This window comes from Baekduia sp. (assembly GCF_035318805.1).
Taxonomy (GTDB): Bacteria; Actinomycetota; Thermoleophilia; order Solirubrobacterales; family Solirubrobacteraceae; genus Baekduia.
The window spans coordinates 54,271-70,853 of record NZ_DATHDY010000025.1 but is presented as its reverse complement, the minus strand read 5'-3'; the positions used below and the strand labels follow the sequence as shown (position 1 = coordinate 70,853).

Genomic DNA, 16,583 nt, shown 5'->3' with positions numbered 1-16,583 from the left:
CGCCGAACTCCTGATCCTCGGCGGCATCGACCGCGGCGGCCTCGGCCAGCACCCGCTCGGCGATCGCGCGCAACTGCCGGGTCTCGGCGTCGAGGTCGGCCTCGGCCTTGAGCATCCGGTCATAGCTCATCGCCTTGTGCCTGGAGGCGTTGGCGCGCAGCTTGGTGCCGTCGACGGCCAGCGCGTGCAACCGCACCAGCCCGGCCCTGCGACAGAGCCCCAAGCTCTGCACGAACAACTCGGCCAACGCCTCCAAATGCCGGGCGCGGAACCGGGCGATCGCACGGTAGTCGGGCTGCTGGCCGGCGCACAACATCCGCACCGCGACATCACGATGCGTCGCGGTCTCAAGCTTCCGCGACGACGTGATCCCGATCGCGTAGCCATAGACCAACAACTTGACCATCAACCTCGGGTCATACGGCGGAAAGCCACGCTCCTCGACATAGGACTCGTAGATCGCCGACAGATCGAGGACCTCCTCGACCAGGTCCTCGACGAAGTGCGCGAGATCCCCATCGGGCACCCACTCCCGCGCGTCGGGGGCCATCAACAACACCTGCCCCGGCCGATAGGGCCGGAACGTCTTCGACGCCCCCGCCGGCGCACGCCTGACGGCGGGCACCTCCACCGCCTCGACCTCGATCAACCGATCCGGCAACCCCGACGACGACATGACGCGCATCGTCCCCGGCGACCCGGACGGGTTACAGACCCACGCTCCTAGATTGCGACCTCCGTATAGGCGCGTTGGCGCTCAGGCGAGCTATACACAGAGACGTCTGGTCCAAGGAGGGAAGGGGTCTACTCGTGCTGTCTCGTCTTACGCCGTCGCTGGTGCGCCAGCAGCGCCAGGAACGGCGCGTACGGCCGTTCTGTCGCATCTCAGGTCGGTCGTCGCGCTGGTGCTCGCCTGCGCGGGGGGTGCCACCGCGGCGTCCACGCTCATCACCGGCAAGCAGATCGAGAACTCGTCGCTCACCGGCGCCGACATCCGCAACGCGTCGCTGAGCGGCGACGATCTCGATGTCGCGTCGATCGGCCCGTCGCGGCTCAGCCAGGCGCTGGTGGAGCAGATCGGAAAGGCCGCGACGCCCGGGCCGGCCGGTCCCCCCGGCGCGCCGGGGCCCGCGGGTGCGGCCGGTGCGACGGGTCCGTCGGGGCCGTCGGCGCTGGCCAGCATCGTTGTCGCGCAGGGCAACAGCTACCTGTGCTCGGGCACGACCTCCTGCTCGATCGGCACGGCATACGCGGCGTGCCCGGCCGGCACGAAGCCGCTGGGCGGCGGCGTCTCGACGGGCGCGCTCAACGGCACGTTCATCGGCACCATCGCGACCAGCGGCACGACCAACGGCTACATGGTGGCGGGCGACAACTTCGGCGCCTCGAGCTCCACCGATCTCCTCGCGTTCGCCTACTGCTCCAAGGACGTCCAGAGCATCTCGTTCCCCAACGGGACGGTCCGCGTGGCGACCGTCGGGGAGCAGGCCAAGGAGCTCTTCGCGCAGCGCGCCGCCGCTCGGTAGGGCACGTGCGTCGAGGGACGACTGAACCGCGTATATCGCGGTTCAGTCGTCCCTCGACGTCGTGGTGTGAGGCCCTGGGGCGTTCCGCGCGGGCGTGTGGCAGGGGCGGGCGTGGTCCGGCGGCGACGACGAGTGCGTGAGCGGCGCCGCCGGCGCCAGCGGTCTGCCGCGGAGGCACGCCGGGAGGGTGGGCCTGTTTGGCGCGGTGTGGCCGCGGCGTTGGGGCCCACCCTGGGCGCGCGCGGCGGGTGGGCCTGTTTGGCGCGGTGTGGCCGCGGCGTTGGGGCCCACGCTGGGCGCGCGCGGCGGGTGGGCCTGTTTGGCGCGGTGTGGCCGCGGCGTTCGGGCCCACCCTGGGCGCGCCGGGCCCGCGCGCCGGCGGCAGGCCTCCCGCGCCGCGCACGACGCGAACCGCGGTCGTCACTGCACCTCCCGACGCCGGCGGCGCAGGCGCCCAGCCGCTCGCGCCGCATGCCCTGGCGCCGGCCCCACGTGCGTCGAGGGACGACTGAACCGCGTATATCGCGGTTCAGTCGTCCCTCGACGTGGCCCCGCGGCGCGGCGCGGGACCGCGCCCGCGCCCCTATTTCACCGAGCCGGCCAGCAACCCCTGGACGAAGTAGCGCTGGAAGGCCAGGAAGACCATGAGCGGGATCGCCAGCGAGACGAACGAGGCGGGTGCGATGAGCTCGATGTTGGTGCCGAACTGGCGCAGCTGGGAGAAGATCGCCACCGTGATCGGCTGCGTGTTGCGGCCGAAGGTCAGCGCGACGATCAGGTCGTTCCACGTCCAGAGGAACTGGAAGATGGCCAGCGAGGCGATGGCCGGCAGGCCGAGCGGCAGGATCAGCTTGAAGAAGATCCGCAGCTCCGAGGCGCCGTCGATGCGCGCCGACTCCAGGATGTCCTTGGGGATGCCCGCGAAGAAGTTGCGCAGCAGGAAGATCGCGAACGGCATCCCGAAGGCGACGTGGAACAGGATCAGCCCGAAGACGGTGTCGAACAGGCCGGCGGTGTTGTACAGCGAGAAGATCGGGATCAGCGCGACCTGGATCGGCACCACGAGCAGGCCGATGACGATCACGAAGAGCACGTCGCGCCCGGGGAACTCCAGCCACGCGAACGCGTAGCCGGCCAGCGCCGCGACGATGACCAGGATCAGCGTGTTGCCCACCGCGATCTCCGCGGTGGTGATCAGCGCCTTGGTCAGGTCGTTGTTGTCGAAGAGCGCGTTGTAGTTGGCGAACGTCGCCTGGCTGGGGTGCGCGACAACCTTCCACCAGCCCTGCTCGGCGATCGAGCCGGCGGGCATCAGCGACGTCAGGAACAGCCCGAGCGTCGGGACCAGCCACAGCAGCGCGATCACCGCGAGCAGGATCTGCAGCGGGAGCTTGCCCGCATAGCGCCCGATCTTCGCGGCCCGCGACTCCCGGGGCTTGGGCGCGACCGGCGCCGACGCGGCGGTCCGCGGGGCGGGGACGGTGGCAGCTTCCATCAGCTCTCCCTCTTGAACCGGCGCACGTTGAGCAGCAGCGCCGGGATGACCAGCAGGAACAGGAACGTCGCGATGGCCGACCCGAGGCCGAAGTCGTTGACGCCGCCGAACGACGTGCGCCACATCGCCAGCGCGATGACGTTGGCGTCGTCCTGGGACGAGCCCGGCGCGACGGACAGCACGATGTCGAAGACCTTCAGGACGTTGATCAGCATGGTGACGAAGACGACCGTGAGCACGGGGGCGAGCATCGGCACGGTGATGCGCCGGAAGACCTGCCACTCGGTCGCGCCGTCGGTGCGGGCGGCCTCGAGCACCTCGCGCGAGATGGCCGCCAGCCCGGCGGCGATGACCACCATCGCAAAGCCGGCCCAGACCCAGATGTAGGCGATCATCACCGCGGGCGTGATGAGCTGGGGCCCGAGCCAGGCGACCCCGTCGAACGGCTTGGCGAAGGTCTCCTTGCCGATGGCCGCGCGGTAGGTGCCCGCGCCGACGCCGGTGAACGCGAAGCCGCCGTCGGCGGCCGACTTGACGGTCTTGACCACCTTGCCCGACGCGTCGCGCAGCTCCACCGTCGCGCCCGGGATGCCCTGCTCCTGCGGCTCCACGACACCGGGCTTGCCGCCGCCGGGCTTGAAGTCGCGCCAGACGGTCCCCGTGACCTCGCCGGGCCGCGGCTGTGGCTGCGCGGCCTGCTTGGCGCCCTTGGGCAGCGCGTCGGGCGGGATCGCGGTCAGGCCGAGCAGCGCCGTGCCGCCGGGCCGCAGCGGCGTGAGCAGGACGAAGCCGTCGGTGACGTTGCCGCGCAGCGTCGGCGTCGCGGGGTTGGCCGCGGTCAGCACGCCCGCGGGCGTCACCGCGTCGTGGACGACCTTGATCCCCGCGTTGACCGCACCCTGGTTGGGGTCCTTCTCGTCCATGATGTGCCAGATCACGCCCGCGGCGAACATCGAGATCGCCATGGGCATGAACACCACGATCTTGAACGCCACCGACCAGCGGATGCGCTCGGTGAGCACCGCGAAGATCAGGCCGATGGCGACCACCAGCGCCGGCACGACCGCCAGCCAGAGCGCGTTGTTCTGGATGGCCTTGACCAGCGTGTCGCTGGTGAACAGCGTCCGGTAGTTGTCGAACCAGATGAAGTGGTCGCCCGTGCGGTCGAAGAAGCTCCGCACGACGGTGCGGATCGTCGGGTAGACGATCCACACCCCGAGGAACACGACGGCCGGTCCCAGGAAGACCGCCGTGACGGCGTGCTGACGCCAGCGCCCGCCGGGCGGGCGGGTCCGATTCGCCGGCAGAGGGGACTCGGATCCCCCGGGCGCCGGGGCGCGGGCGTCAGCGGCCATGGCCTAGTTGAAGGCCTTCGCGGCGGACGCCTCGAGCTTGCTCGCCGTGCCGTCCACGTTGGTGGGCTTGGCGAGGAAGTCCTGGAGGATCTTCCACTCGCCCTGACCGGGCGTCCCGCCGAAGGCCGCGGGCGCCAGGTCCGACATGTCGAACCGGAACGTCTTGGCCTGGGCGATCGCCGTCGCCGTCGTGCGCGTCACGTCGTCGGGGTAGGCGCTCTCGGGCACGCTCTTGTTCGGCGAGGAGAACCCGCCGCGCTGGACCCAGATCTGCGCCGCCTCGGGGGTGGCGAGGTACTGGACGAGGGCGCGGCCCGCCGGCGTGTCCTTGAACATCGCGATCGAGTCGCCGCCGCCGACCACGGAGGGGCCGGTCGTCCCGGTCTCCGGGAACGGGAAGACGTCGTAGCCCGTCTTGGCCTTCAGCTTCGTCTTGGACGCCACGACGCCCGGCACGAAGTCGCCCTCGATCACCTGCGCGCCCTTCGGGCTGCTGGTGAACACGTTCGACACCGAGGTCGGGAAGTCGGTCTCCAGCGCCCCGGAGGTGCCGCCGACCATGTTGGAGGAGTCGCCCAGCACGTCGGCCATCGACTTCAGCGCGGTCTTGACCGACGGATCGGTCCACTTGATCGCGTGCGTGGAGAGCTGGTCGTACTTGTCCCCGCCGGCCTGGCGGAGGTAGATGTTCTCGAACAGGTCGGTGAGCGTCCAGCCGTCGCCGCCGCCGATGGAGTACGCCGGCACGCCGGAGGCCTTCAGCGTCTTGGCGGCCGTGAGGAACTCGTCCCACGTCTTCGGCGGCGTGACGCCCGCGTTCTTGAAGGCGTCGACGTTGTACCAGACCGTCGACTTGTTGGCGCCCTTGAAGACGAAGGAGTACAGCTTCCCGTTGATCGTCCCGAGCTTCAGGAAGTCGGGGGTGTAGTTGGCCGAGATCTCGGCCTTGGCGAAGTCCAGCGGCTTCAGCGCGTTCTTCTCCTGGAACTGCTTGACCACGCCGGGCTGGCCGATCGCCGCGAGGTCCGGCGGGCGGCCGCCCTCGACGGCCGTGCCCAGCACGGTGGGGACGTTGTCGCCGGCCGGGTTGTACTTGACGGTCACCTTGGGGTACTTCTTGGTGAAGCCGTCGAGCACGGCCTGGAAGGACTTCTGCTCGTCGCCGGTCCAGATGCCGACGACCGAGAGGCTGCCCGAGACGTCGGCGGCGGGGGCCGTCGTCTTGGCCCCGGTCGAGCCCGCGCTCCCGCCGCTGTTGCTGTTGTCGTCGCTGCCGCAGCCGGCCGCGGCGAGCGCGACCGTTCCCAGCGCTGCGAGGGCGACCCCGCTCAATCGATGCGTGATCACGTGCCTGCTCCTCCTGCGTGGTCGTAGATGCCCAGACCCGTGTGCGGGTCGAAGAAGTGCAGCCCCGAGGTGTCGACGACGACCTCGACGTCGTCACCGGCCTTGGCGCGGGAGCGTGAGGAGAAGCGGCCGACCATGGCGCTCTCGGGATGCTCGGAGACGGGCGCCTGGCCGCCGACGTCCTCGGCCAGCTCGCGGATCTCGTCGGTGACCGCCGGACGCGCCTCGATGGTCAGGTGCATCATGATCTCCGAGCCGAGGGCCTCGCGGAGCGAGACCTTGCCGCGCAGCCGCCGGCTCGGCGGTGCGTCGCCGGCGACCGCGCCGTCCTCGAGGTCCTCGGGACGGATGCCCAGGATGACGTCGCGGTCCGCGTAGGCGGCCAGCGCGGGGCGCCGGGCCATGAGCGCCGCGTCGATCTCGAGGGCCTGGCCCTCGCCGATCTCGGCCAGCATGGCGTCGCCGTCGCGCACGAGGCGCGCCTCCATGAGGTTCATCGAGGGGCTCCCGATGAAGCCGCCGACGAACAGGTTGAGCGGATGGTCGTACAGCTCCTGCGGCGTGGCGACCTGCTGCAGCTCGCCCTTGCGCATCACCGCGACCCGGTCGCCCATGGTCATCGCCTCGACCTGGTCGTGCGTCACGTAGATCGTCGTCGTGCCGAGGTCCTGCTGGACCGAGGCGATCTCCGCGCGCATCTGCACGCGGAGCTTCGCGTCGAGGTTCGACAGCGGCTCGTCCATGAGGAAGGCGGCGGGCTGGCGCACGATCGCGCGGCCCATGGCCACGCGCTGGCGCTGGCCGCCCGACAGCGCCTTGGGCTTGCGCTGCAGGTAGGGCTCCAGGTCGAGGATCTTCGCCGCGCGCTGGACGCGCTCGCCGATCTCGCTCTTCGGCAGGCCCTTGACGCGCAGGCCGAAGGCGATGTTCTCGTACACCGACAGGTGCGGGTAGAGCGCGTAGCTCTGGAAGACCATCGCGATGTCGCGGTCGCGCGACGGCACGTAGTTGACGACGCGCTCGCCGATGCGCAGCACGCCCTCGGAGATCTCCTCCAGCCCTGCGGCCATGCGCAGCGCCGTCGTCTTCCCGCAGCCCGACGGGCCCACGAGCACCATGAACTCGCCGTCGCTGACGTCGAGCTCCAGATTCGAGACGGCACGTGTGCCGTCCGGATAGACCTTGCTGACCCGATCGAAGGTGACTTCGGCCACCGTTGCTCCTCTCTCCGCCCCTTAAGACGACGCAGGAGGCCTGATTGACGACGGGTGGCCGAAGATGATGTGGCGGATCGTGCGATGCTGACCGCCGATGTTGGGTCGCATCGTCAATCGCGGGACGTCCGACGTCTGGACTGCCACGGGGCACGGTGACGCCGACGATCGCCTCGTCGACGCCGCCCGCCTCGGGGACCCGGACGCGTTCGCCGTGATCTACCAGCGCTACAAGCTCGACGTGTGGCATCTCGCGTGGTTCTCCCTCCGCGACCACCACGATGCCGAGGACGCGGTGCAGGAGACGTTCCTCAAGGCGCAGCGCGCGCTGGGGCAGTACCGCCGCAACGAGACGCTGCGGCCCTGGCTGCTGACGATCTGCCGCAACGCGTGCCGCGATCGCCTGCGCGTGGCCCAGCGCCACGACGACGTCGCGTTCGACGAGGAGCTCGCCGTCGTCGCCGGCGCGGCGCCCGACCGCGAGGGCAGCATGGACTTCCACCGCGCGCTGTCGGCCCTCCCCGACGAGGACCGCGAGGCGTTCCTGCTCGTCGACGTGCTCGGCTGTCGCAGCGAGGAGGCCGCCCAGATCGCGGGCGTGCGCGCGGCCTCGACGCTGCGCTCGCGCCTCGGCCGGGCGCGACGCGCGCTGGCGCCGGCCGTCGCCGAGACCCCTGCGCCGCAGGTCGGAGCGGAGGTCTGGGGCGTCTTTCACTCAGCGCGCCAGAGTGCGCTGGTCCTCTCCGAGGAGGCGATCCGCCGCGGGCGCCATCCGGCCGACGCGCTGCTGGTCCGCCTGCACGAGAGCGGCGCCGGCGCGGCCGATCCCGCGGCCGGCAGCGACCTGGTGTCCTTCCTGGAGCGGCTGGACCGGCGCATCCCGGGCGAGCGCACGGTCCTGGCCGTGGTCGACGAGCGCCCGGCCGGCGCGGCGCCGTGGCTGGCCGGCCATCCGCGCTGGCGGATGCAGCGCGCGCCGACGCATGCGTCGTGGGTCGGCGAGGTCGACGCCGTGCTGGCGCGCTGCCTGCCGTGCACCGCGGCGGAGCGCGAGGCGCTGCGCGCGCTGCTCTGCGCCGACGAGGACTTCGTCTGGACGGGCGAGGCATGAGCCGCCGCCACGCGGGAGACCACTGCTGGGAGGAGGTGCTGGGGGGCGACGTGTCGCCTGCTGTTACGGCGCACGTCGCCGGCTGCCCGGACTGCGGTGCGCGCGTCGAGGGCGTGGAGCGTGCGGCGCGGACGGCTCGCGCGCAGGCGCCGCCGCCTCCGCCCGGCCTGGACGCGCGCGTGCTGGGCGCGCTGCGCGGCGACGTGGCGGGCGGCCGTGCTCCGCGCCGCCGGCGGGCGGGCGGGGCCGGCGGGGCGCGCGGGGCGGGCGGGCCGGTCTCCGGCTGGACCGCCGCGGCGCTGGCGTGCGCCGTCACCGTGCTGGTCCTCGGGCTGGTCCTGCGCCCGGTGTTCGACTACGCCGAGGCGATCGCGGTGCCGATCGTCCGGCTGACGGCCGACTGCGGGACGGGCACCGGCGGCGCGGGCGGGTCGGGCGATCCGCGGCGCCTGGTCGTCGCGGGCGTCTGGCACGGGGAGGAGGCACGGCGCTTCGCCCGGGTGCTGGAGGACTTCGAGCACCGCACCGGCCTGCGGGTCACGTACGCCTACGAGACGCGCAACATCGCCGCGGTGCTGCAGGCCCGGCTCAAGCGCGGCTGCGCGCCCGACGTCGCCGTGCTGCCGCAGCCGGGGCTGCTCGGCGACCTCGCGCGCAGCGGCCGGATCCAGCCGCTGGACGCGGGCACGCGCGCGCTCGTCTCGCGCAACTACGGCGCGACCTGGCGGGATCTCGCCACCGTCGACGGCCGCCTCTACGGCGTGTGGTTCAAGGCCGCCGACAAGTCGACGTTCTGGTATCGCCCCAGCACGCTCAAGCGCGCCGGCATCGCGGAGCCGCCGCGCACCTGGGACGAGCTGCTGGCCGACGCGCGGCGCCTGGCCGACCGCGGGATCCGGCCGGTCGCCGTCGCCGGCGCCGGGCCGTGGACGCTCACCGACTGGTTCGAGAACCTCTACCTGCGCAGCGCCGGCCCGGTGCCCTACCAGCGCCTGGCCGAGCACCGCATCAAATGGACGGACCCGAGCGTCCGGCGCGTGCTGCGCCAGCTCGCCGAGCTGCTCGGCGACCCGCGGCTGGTCGGCACGCCGGGCGAGATGCTGGAGACGAGCTTCGAGGAGTCCGTCGCGCAGGTCTTCGGCGCGCGCCCGCAGGCGGCGATGGTCTACGAGGCCGACTTCGTGCGCAACTTCCTGCCGCCGGCGGCCACGGCCACCGCCCGCGGCGGCGCCACCCGCGCCGTCGATGCGCGCTTCTTCGACTTCCCGACCGTGACCGGCGGGCGCCCGGGCGCGGCGGTCGTCGGCGGCGACGTCGCGGTGACCTTCAGCGGAACGGCCCCGGCCCAGCGGCTCATGCGCTATCTGGCCACGGCGGCCGCCGCCGCGCCGTGGGCGCGGGCCGGCGGGTTCCTGTCGCCCAACCGGTCGGTCGCGCCGAGCGTCTACCCCGATGCGCTGACGCGCCGCGCCGCCGCCACGCTGGCGCGCGCGACCACCGTGCGCTTCGACCTCTCCGACCTTCAGCCGCCCGCCTTCGGCGCCACCGCCGAGCAGGGCATGTGGGCGATCTTCCAGGACTTCCTGGCCGATCCCCGCGATCCGGACGCCACCGCGCGGCGGCTCGAGCGCGCCGCCGAGGCCGCCTGGGCGTGCGAGCGCGCGATCGCCGGACGCTGCTGAGCCCGGCCGGCGGCTAGGGGTGCCGTAGGCGGTCAGCGAGGCCGAGGCCCACGACGGCCAGCCGTCGCCGCCGGAGGTGGGTCCCCGGTCGCGATAGCGACACAGTCTCCTGGCGCCTTCAGCAAGCGTTCAGCTTGAGCGGGGAGGATCGCGCGATGCGCGTCCTGGTGGTCGACGACGAGCCGGCGGTCCGGGAGTCCCTGGAGCGGGTGCTCCGCCATGACGGGTTCGAGGTCGCCCTGGCCGGTGACGGCCGGGAGGCGATCCGGTGCCTGGCGGCGGTGCGCCCCGATGCCGTGCTCCTCGACGTCCTGATGCCGGAGCTCGACGGCCTCGAGGTCTGCCGGCGGATGCGCGGCGCCGGCGACCGCACCCCCGTGCTGATGCTCACGGCGCGCGACGCGGTCGGCGATCGCGTCGCCGGCCTGGACGCGGGCGCCGACGACTACCTGCTCAAGCCGTTCGCGCTCGAGGAGCTGCTCGCGCGGCTGCGCGCGCTGCTGCGCCGCTCAGGCTGGGTGGAGGATCCGCTCGTCCTGCGGTTCGCCGGCCTGGAGCTCGATCCGGTCGTGCACGAGGTGCGTCGCGGGGATCGCGAGATCGAGCTGACGCAGACCGAGTTTCTCCTGCTCGAGCTCTTCCTGCGCCATCCCCGTCAGGTGCTCACGCGCGACGTCATCTTCGACCGCGTGTGGGGCTACGACTTCGGTCCCGCGTCCAACTCGTTGGAGGTCTACGTCGGCTACCTGCGGCGCAAGACCGAGGCCGCGGGCGAGCCGCGCCTGCTGCACACCGTGCGCGGGCTCGGCTACGTCCTCAAGGAGCGGTCATGACGATCCGGCGCCGCCTCGTCCTGCTGTCGGCGGTCGCGGTCGCGATGGCGATCGCCATCGCGTCGGCGGCGGTCTACGTGCTCGTGCGCTCCGGCCTGCGCGCCGAGGTCGACACCGCGCTGCGCCAGTCGCAGAACAAGGCCTACGTGGTCGGCGCGGGCGCGCCGAGCCCGGACGAGCTCCTCGGCCCGTTGCCCGGGAAGAAGGTCGACGAGGTGGTGCGCGTCGCCCTGCCGTCGGCCAAGTTCGGCGACGCGACCGGCATCGCGCAGCTGGTGACCCGCAAGGGGAGCGTCGTGGCGTCGGTCAGCGGCGGGTCGCCGCTGCCCACCAGCGATCTGGGCTCCGTTCCCGCGATCGGGAAGGCCGCGCTGAGCGACCGGCACGTCAAGGGCGTGCACCTGCGGATGCTCAACACCCGGCTCCCCAGCGGCGAGGTCCTGATGGTGGCGCGGCCGCTCACGGAGGTGGACCGGACCCTGCGCAGCCTCCTCTGGGTCCTGCTCGCGGTGACGCTCGGCGGGATCGCGCTGGCCGCGGGGCTCGGCGTGCTGGTCGCTCGCGGCACGCTGCGACCGCTGCGGCGCATGACCGCCAGCGCCGAGCAGGTGGCGGCCACCCAGGACCTCAGCCACCGGCTGCCCGAGGGCGGGCGCGACGAGATCGACCGCCTGGGAGCTTCGTTCAATCAGATGCTCTCGGCGCTCGAGGCCTCGCGCGAGGCACAGCGCCAGCTCGTCGCCGACGCGTCGCACGAGCTGCGCACGCCGCTGACCAGCGTGCGCACGAACGTGGAGCTGCTCGCGCGCGCGCCCGACCTGCCGGGCCCGGAGCGCGAGCGGATCGTGACCTCGGTCGGCAGCCAGATCCAGGAGCTCGCCGTGCTGGTCGGCGACCTGGTCGATCTCGCCCGTCCCAACGGCATCGACCCGGAGGAGATCGTCGAGGACGTGCGGCTGGACCTGGTCGTCGCCGACGCCGTGGAGGCGATCCGCGACCACGCGCCCGGGCACGCGTTCGCGGTCGACGCGCAGCCATGCACCGTGAGCGCGTCGCGCCCGCGTCTGCACCGCGCCGTGCGCAACCTGCTCGACAACGCGGTCAAGTGGAGCCCGCCCGGGGCGGCGGTGGAGGTCGTCGTCGGCGACGGCGAGGTGACCGTCCGCGACCACGGGCCGGGCATCGCCGACGAGGACCTGCCCCACGTCTTCGACCGGTTCTACCGCGCCCCGGCGGCGCGGCGGCTGCCGGGCTCGGGCCTCGGGCTGGCGATCGTGCGCCAGGTCGCCGAGGCCTACGGCGGGACGGTCGTCGCCGAGCGCGCCGAGACGGGCGGCGCCCGCCTGCGGCTGCGCCTTTCACCGACTTCCTAACCGCCGTTCAGCCGGCTCTCATGTCCGGCCGTCTGGATGGGGTCCATGACGATCACACGGTGGACGAGGAGGCTCGCGATCGCGAGCGCGGCCGGGGCGGCGCTGGCAGCCGCGGGGTGCGGTGGCGGCGGCGGCTCCGGCGGCGATTCCGGGAGCCGCTCCGACGACGCCAAGGAGCTGGCCTTCGCGCGCTGCATGCGCGAGGCGGGCATCGACTTCCCCGACCCCAAGCCGGCGGCCAACGGGACGGAGCGGCGGGCGATCCGGCTCCCGCGGGGCATCTCGCCCGAGCGCCTGCAGACGATCGACAGCACCTGCCGCCGCAAGAGCGGCGTCGTCCGCCAGGAGCCGAGCGCGGAGGAGCAGGCCAAGTTCCGCGACGACGCGCTGAAGTTCGCGCGCTGCATGCGAGCACACGGCGTCGACGTCCCCGATCCGCAGGCGCGGGGCGGCGGCATCGTCATCCAGCGCAAGGCCGGGTCCGGGGCCTCGGGGCCCAATCCCGACAGCCCCGCCTTCAAGCGCGCGCAGGCGGCGTGCCCCTCCGGCGGCAAGGTCGGGGACGCGATGAAGGGCGGCGGCAAGTTCGACGGCAAGGTCGCCGGCAACTCCGTCGGCAAGGGCTCATGAGGCGCCGGGTCGCCGCTGCGGTGGCGCTGCCCGCCGGAGCCGCCGCCCTCGCCGGGGCGCTGCTGGTCGCGACGGGCGGCGGCTCGGGCACCGACGGGGGGACGCGGGCGGAGGCGCGCTCGACGGGCGCGACGGCGACCGTGCGCCGCCGCACGCTCGTCGACCGCCTGCGCGTGGACGGCACCCTCGGCTACGCCGGCCGGCGCACCCTCGCCAGCGGGCTGCGCGGGACGATCACGACGCTGCCCCACGGCGGCCAGGTCGTCCGCCCCGGGCACGCGCTCTTCACCGTCGACGGCGATCCGGTCGTGCTCATGGACGGCACGCTGCCCGCGTACCGGCCGCTGCGCCGCGGCCTGCTCGGGCGCGACGTCACGCAGCTCGAGCGCGGCCTGGCGGCCGCCGGCTACGGCCCGGGCACGGTGGACGGCACCTACGATGCCGACACCGCGGCGGCCGTGCGGGCCTGGCAGCACGACCGCGGGATGCGCGCCACCGGCGAGGTGGAGCTCGGGCGCGTGGCGTTCCTGCCCGGACCGCGGCGCATCGCGGCGGTCGACGCCGAGCTCGGCGCGCCGGCCAGCGGGCCGGTGCTGGCCACCACCTCGACGCGCCGCACGGTCACCGTGCGGGTCGCCGCGGCCGACCAGTCGCTGGCGGTGCGTGGCGACCGCGTGCGCGTGGAGCTGCCCGACGGCCGGTTCGCCTCCGGCCGGATCGCGACCGTCGGGCGGGTCGCGACCACCGACGGCGGCGGCGCGTCGGGCGACGACACCGGGCCGAGGGTCACGGTGACGATCACGCTGCGCAGCGCCTCGGCCGCTGGGCGCACGGACCAGGCGCCGGTGTCGGTCGAGGTCGTGCGCGCGGCCCGGCGCAACGTGCGCTCCGTCCCCGTGCAGGCCCTCGTCGCGCGCACCGGCGGCGGCTACGCGGTGCAGCGCGCCGACGGCCGGCTGGTCGCCGTGGGCGTGGGGTTCTTCGCCGGCGGCTACGTCGAGCTCACCGGCCGCGCCGTCCGCGAGGGCGACCGCGTCCGGGTGCCGCGATGACGGCCGTCGTCGAGCTGCGCGACGTCGTCAAGCGCTACGGCGACGTGGAGGCCCTGGCCGGCGTGTCGCTGCGCGTCGAGGCCGGCGAGCTGCTGGCGATCGTCGGGCCCTCGGGATCGGGCAAGTCCACCATGTTGCAGATCATGGGCACGCTCGACCGGCCGACGGAGGGCACGGTCCTCGTCGAGGGCCAGGACGCGGCGGTCGCGTCCGACGGCGCGCTCGCGGCGCTGCGCGGCCGGCGGATCGGGTTCGTGTTCCAGCGCTTCTTCCTCCTGGACGGGCGCTCGGCGCTCGACAACGTCGCCGACGGCCTGCTGTACACCGGCACGCCCGGGGCGCAGAGGCGCGAGCGGGCGCGCGAGGCGCTGGACCGCGTGGGCCTCGGCGACCGGCTCGGCCACGTGCCGGCCGAGTTGTCGGGCGGCGAGAGCCAGCGCGTGGCGATCGCCCGCGCGCTCGTCGGCCGGCCGGCGATCGTGCTCGCCGACGAGCCGACGGGCAACCTCGACACGCGGCGTGGCACCGAGATCGTGGACCTGCTGCGCGACCTCAACCGGGCGGGGACGACGATCGCCGTCATCACCCACGACCGGGAGGTCGCCGCGGCACTGCCCCGGCGCGTCGAGCTGCGCGACGGGCGGCTGGCGTGAGGAGCCGGCTGGCGGCCGGCGACCTGCTGCGCCTCGGCGCGGTCGGCCTGCGCATGCGCCCGCTGCGCACGCTGCTCTCGGCGTTCGGCATCGCCGTCGGCCTCGCCTCGATGGTGGCCGTGGTCGGGATCTCGGCGTCCTCGAGGGGCGACCTGCTCGACCGCCTGGACCGCCTGGGGACCGACCGGCTGACGGTCGCGCCCGGGCAGAGCTTCTTCGGGGACGACGCGACGCTGCCGGCCGCCGCGGGCCCGGCGATCCGCGGGATGGCCGCGGTCCGGACCGCGGCGGCGACCACGACGATCTCCGCGAGCCTGCGGCGCACCGATCGCATCCCCGCCGAGGAGACCAACGGCCTGGGTCTCGCGGCGGCCGATGCTTCGCTGGCGTCGGCGGTCGGGGCGACGCTGGCCCGCGGCCAGTTCCTCGGCGCGGCGACCGAGCGGTTTCCCGTCGTCGTGCTCGGGGCCGTCACCGCGCGGCGGCTCGGCATCGACCGTCCGGGGCCGCAGGTCTACGCCGACGGCGTGTGGCTGACCGTCGTCGGCATCCTGGCGCCCGTGCCGCTGCTGCCCGAGCTCGACCGCACGGCGTTCACCGGCTACCCGGCGGCGCGGCGGCTGTTCGGGACGGAGCACCACGCGAGCACGATCTACGTGCGCGCCCGCCAGGAGGCCGTTGCGGCCGCCCGGGCGCTGCTCGCCCCGACGGCGTCCCCGGAGCACCCCGAGGAGGTCACCGTCAGCCGGCCGTCGGACGCGCTCGCCGCCCGGGCCGCGGCCAAGGGCGCCTTCACCGGGCTGTTCCTGGGCCTGGGCGCGGTCGCGCTCCTGGTCGGCGGCGTCGGCATCGCCAACGTGATGGTCATCTCGGTGCTCGAGCGGCGCTCGGAAGTCGGGCTGCGGCGCGCGCTCGGGGCGCGGCGGCGCCACGTCGCGGCGCAGTTCTTCACCGAGGCCCTGCTGCTGTCGACCCTCGGCGGCGCGGCGGGGATCGGGTTGGGCGCGCTCGTCACCGCCGGCTACGCCGGGGCGCAGGGCTGGCGGGCGATCGTGCCGGTGTGGGCGGCCGGCGGAGGGCTCGGCGCAGCACTGGCCATCGGGGCCGTCGCCGGGCTCTACCCGGCGCTGCGCGCGACCCGCCTCTCGCCGACCGAGGCGCTGCGGGCCACGTGACGGACGGCGTCCTAAAGTCCGTCGGCGATGTTCGACCGGGCGCGGGCGCGGGCGCCCTCCGTGGGCGCCGGCGGCCGGGGGCGCGAGGCGGGCGGTCCGGGTCGAGTTGGCCTTGACACGCAAGGGAAAGGCGACCCGCACGGGATCCGTGTCGTTCTGACCCCGATATAGGGGGTCAGAACAGCACGGATCATCGTTCACGCCCGAACGACCCGGCCCCGGGCGCCCGCGGAGGACCGGCGACGCCGGCGCCCGGTGCCAACCTCCTCGTCATTGCCAACGGACCACGTCGCGCGCCGCGACCAGCGCCCGCACGGGGCGCACCGAGGCCCGCGGGAACCGCCCGCGAGCCAGGCGCCGCACGATTCCGCAGGAAAGCTTGCGCCTTGTCCTAGTCGGCATCCGCGCCGACCGGATCGGTCACCAGGCGCAGGTGCTCGAGCGCCACGTCGCGCGCCCACTCGATGTGGGCCTTCATCCGGCGCTCGGACTCGGCGCCGTCGCGGGCCTTCAGCGCCTCGACGATCCCGAGGTGGTCCTTCCACGCCTGCGTGCGGTTCTCGGCCGAGTACGTCATGTAGGACTTGTAGATCAGCGGCACCGCCGAGACCTGGCGGATCATGGCCGTCAGCCGCTCGCTGCCGGCGGCCTCGACGATGATCCCGTGGAAGGCGAAGTTCTCGTCCACGAGCTTGGGGAGGTCCTTGTCCTCCTTCTGCAGCTTGCCGTACCGCTGGCAGCTGGCCTCCAGCGCGGCGAACTGGGGCGCGCCGAGGCGCTCGGCGGCGACGCCGGCCGCATGGCCTTCCAGGAGCGCCCGCAGCGAGTGCAGCTCGTGGAGGTCGCCGGGGCTGAAGCTCCGCACGGCCGCCGGGCGGTTGGGCGGCATGTCGACCAGGCCGTCGGAATGCAGGCGCAGGAGCGCCTCGCGGATCGGCGTGCGGCTGATGCCGAGCTGGCGCGCGAGGCTCTCCTCGCCGAGCACCTGGCCGGCGGAGAGCTCACCCGAGAGAATCGCCTGGCGCAGCAGCCGGGCCGCCGCCACGCTGGTCTTCTCGCCCAGGACGGTGGACTGATCGACGCTGAAGGACACGAGCGGGATCTTAGGGAGGCGGACATCTCGGAGGGCCGGTCTTG

Annotated in this window: 15 protein-coding genes; 9 read left to right on the top strand and 6 right to left on the bottom strand. The window is 73.6% G+C overall.

The window, feature by feature from the left end:
* Positions 1-676 (bottom strand): transposase (locus VK501_RS06415; RefSeq protein ID WP_324335799.1); only part of this gene is annotated, 676 nt, incomplete at its 3' end.
* Between the two features lie 229 nt (positions 677-905).
* On the opposite strand from VK501_RS06415, the gene VK501_RS06410 reads away from it, so the two are divergent.
* Positions 906-1,526 (top strand): hypothetical protein, encoded by a 621-nt coding sequence (locus tag VK501_RS06410; RefSeq protein WP_324335797.1) that lies wholly within the window; start codon positions 906-908, stop codon positions 1,524-1,526.
* Between the two features lie 583 nt (positions 1,527-2,109).
* Here VK501_RS06410 and VK501_RS06405 read toward each other — a convergent pair.
* From VK501_RS06405 to VK501_RS06390, 4 genes are read right to left on the bottom strand one after another with little or no spacing between them, the layout of a single operon-like run.
* The gene (locus VK501_RS06405) at positions 2,110-3,021 is read right to left on the bottom strand and encodes a carbohydrate ABC transporter permease (protein WP_324335796.1); all 912 of its coding nucleotides are present in this window, start codon (positions 3,019-3,021) and stop codon (positions 2,110-2,112) included.
* The gene (locus VK501_RS06400; RefSeq protein ID WP_324335794.1) at positions 3,021-4,376 is read right to left on the bottom strand and encodes an ABC transporter permease subunit; all 1,356 of its coding nucleotides are present in this window, start codon (positions 4,374-4,376) and stop codon (positions 3,021-3,023) included. Before VK501_RS06400 ends, VK501_RS06405 begins: the two co-directional genes overlap by 1 nt.
* 3 nt (positions 4,377-4,379) lie before the next feature.
* On the bottom strand, positions 4,380-5,723 hold the full coding sequence (locus VK501_RS06395) for an ABC transporter substrate-binding protein (protein WP_324335792.1): 1,344 nt from the start codon (positions 5,721-5,723) through the stop codon (positions 4,380-4,382).
* On the bottom strand, positions 5,720-6,937 hold the full coding sequence (locus VK501_RS06390; protein WP_324335790.1) for a sn-glycerol-3-phosphate ABC transporter ATP-binding protein UgpC: 1,218 nt from the start codon (positions 6,935-6,937) through the stop codon (positions 5,720-5,722). Before VK501_RS06390 ends, VK501_RS06395 begins: the two co-directional genes overlap by 4 nt.
* Positions 6,938-7,034: 97 nt before the next feature.
* On the opposite strand from VK501_RS06390, the gene VK501_RS06385 reads away from it, so the two are divergent.
* The 8 genes from VK501_RS06385 to VK501_RS06350 all read left to right on the top strand — a co-directional run bounded on the left by VK501_RS06385 (position 7,035) and on the right by VK501_RS06350 (position 15,446).
* Positions 7,035-8,048 (top strand): RNA polymerase sigma factor, encoded by a 1,014-nt coding sequence (locus VK501_RS06385; RefSeq protein WP_324335788.1) that lies wholly within the window; start codon positions 7,035-7,037, stop codon positions 8,046-8,048.
* On the top strand, positions 8,045-9,730 hold the full coding sequence (locus tag VK501_RS06380; protein WP_324335786.1) for an ABC transporter substrate-binding protein: 1,686 nt from the start codon (positions 8,045-8,047) through the stop codon (positions 9,728-9,730). Before VK501_RS06385 ends, VK501_RS06380 begins: the two co-directional genes overlap by 4 nt.
* Before the next feature lie 155 nt (positions 9,731-9,885).
* Positions 9,886-10,563: a response regulator transcription factor gene (locus VK501_RS06375; RefSeq protein WP_324335784.1), complete on the top strand. Its 678-nt coding sequence runs from the start codon at positions 9,886-9,888 to the stop codon at positions 10,561-10,563.
* Positions 10,560-11,936, top strand: a complete 1,377-nt coding sequence (locus VK501_RS06370) for a HAMP domain-containing sensor histidine kinase (RefSeq protein WP_324335782.1) — start codon at positions 10,560-10,562, stop codon at positions 11,934-11,936. The genes VK501_RS06375 and VK501_RS06370 overlap by 4 nt, the downstream gene beginning before the upstream one ends.
* A 45-nt stretch (positions 11,937-11,981) precedes the next feature.
* Positions 11,982-12,566 (top strand): hypothetical protein, encoded by a 585-nt coding sequence (locus VK501_RS06365; protein WP_324335780.1) that lies wholly within the window; start codon positions 11,982-11,984, stop codon positions 12,564-12,566.
* A complete protein-coding gene (locus tag VK501_RS06360) occupies positions 12,563-13,618 on the top strand; it encodes a peptidoglycan-binding domain-containing protein (protein ID WP_324335778.1) in 1,056 nt (351 codons plus the stop codon). The genes VK501_RS06365 and VK501_RS06360 overlap by 4 nt, the downstream gene beginning before the upstream one ends.
* Entirely contained in the window at positions 13,615-14,271 is a 657-nt protein-coding gene (locus VK501_RS06355; RefSeq protein ID WP_324335776.1) for an ABC transporter ATP-binding protein, read from the top strand. Before VK501_RS06360 ends, VK501_RS06355 begins: the two co-directional genes overlap by 4 nt.
* Positions 14,268-15,446, top strand: coding sequence for an ABC transporter permease (locus VK501_RS06350; RefSeq protein ID WP_324335774.1), 1,179 nt, complete (start codon positions 14,268-14,270; stop codon positions 15,444-15,446). Before VK501_RS06355 ends, VK501_RS06350 begins: the two co-directional genes overlap by 4 nt.
* Positions 15,447-15,837: 391 nt before the next feature.
* Here the strand turns inward: VK501_RS06350 and VK501_RS06345 are convergent, their stop codons facing one another.
* On the bottom strand, positions 15,838-16,539 hold the full coding sequence (locus VK501_RS06345; RefSeq protein WP_324335772.1) for a GntR family transcriptional regulator: 702 nt from the start codon (positions 16,537-16,539) through the stop codon (positions 15,838-15,840).
* Between the last annotated feature and the right edge of the window lie 44 nt (positions 16,540-16,583).

Bases quoted from the DNA above. Each gene is read 5' to 3' on its own strand.
- VK501_RS06365 (WP_324335780.1), top strand. From the start codon at position 11,982: ATGACGATCACACGGTGGACGAGGAGGCTCGCGATCGCGAGCGCGGCC.
- VK501_RS06385 (WP_324335788.1), top strand. From the start codon at position 7,035: ATGTTGGGTCGCATCGTCAATCGCGGGACGTCCGACGTCTGGACTGCC.
- VK501_RS06380 (WP_324335786.1), top strand. From the start codon at position 8,045: ATGAGCCGCCGCCACGCGGGAGACCACTGCTGGGAGGAGGTGCTGGGG.
- VK501_RS06405 (WP_324335796.1), bottom strand. From the start codon at position 3,021: ATGGAAGCTGCCACCGTCCCCGCCCCGCGGACCGCCGCGTCGGCGCCG.
- VK501_RS06400 (WP_324335794.1), bottom strand. From the start codon at position 4,376: ATGGCCGCTGACGCCCGCGCCCCGGCGCCCGGGGGATCCGAGTCCCCT.
- VK501_RS06370 (WP_324335782.1), top strand. From the start codon at position 10,560: ATGACGATCCGGCGCCGCCTCGTCCTGCTGTCGGCGGTCGCGGTCGCG.
- VK501_RS06360 (WP_324335778.1), top strand. From the start codon at position 12,563: ATGAGGCGCCGGGTCGCCGCTGCGGTGGCGCTGCCCGCCGGAGCCGCC.
- VK501_RS06355 (WP_324335776.1), top strand. From the start codon at position 13,615: ATGACGGCCGTCGTCGAGCTGCGCGACGTCGTCAAGCGCTACGGCGAC.
- VK501_RS06375 (WP_324335784.1), top strand. From the start codon at position 9,886: ATGCGCGTCCTGGTGGTCGACGACGAGCCGGCGGTCCGGGAGTCCCTG.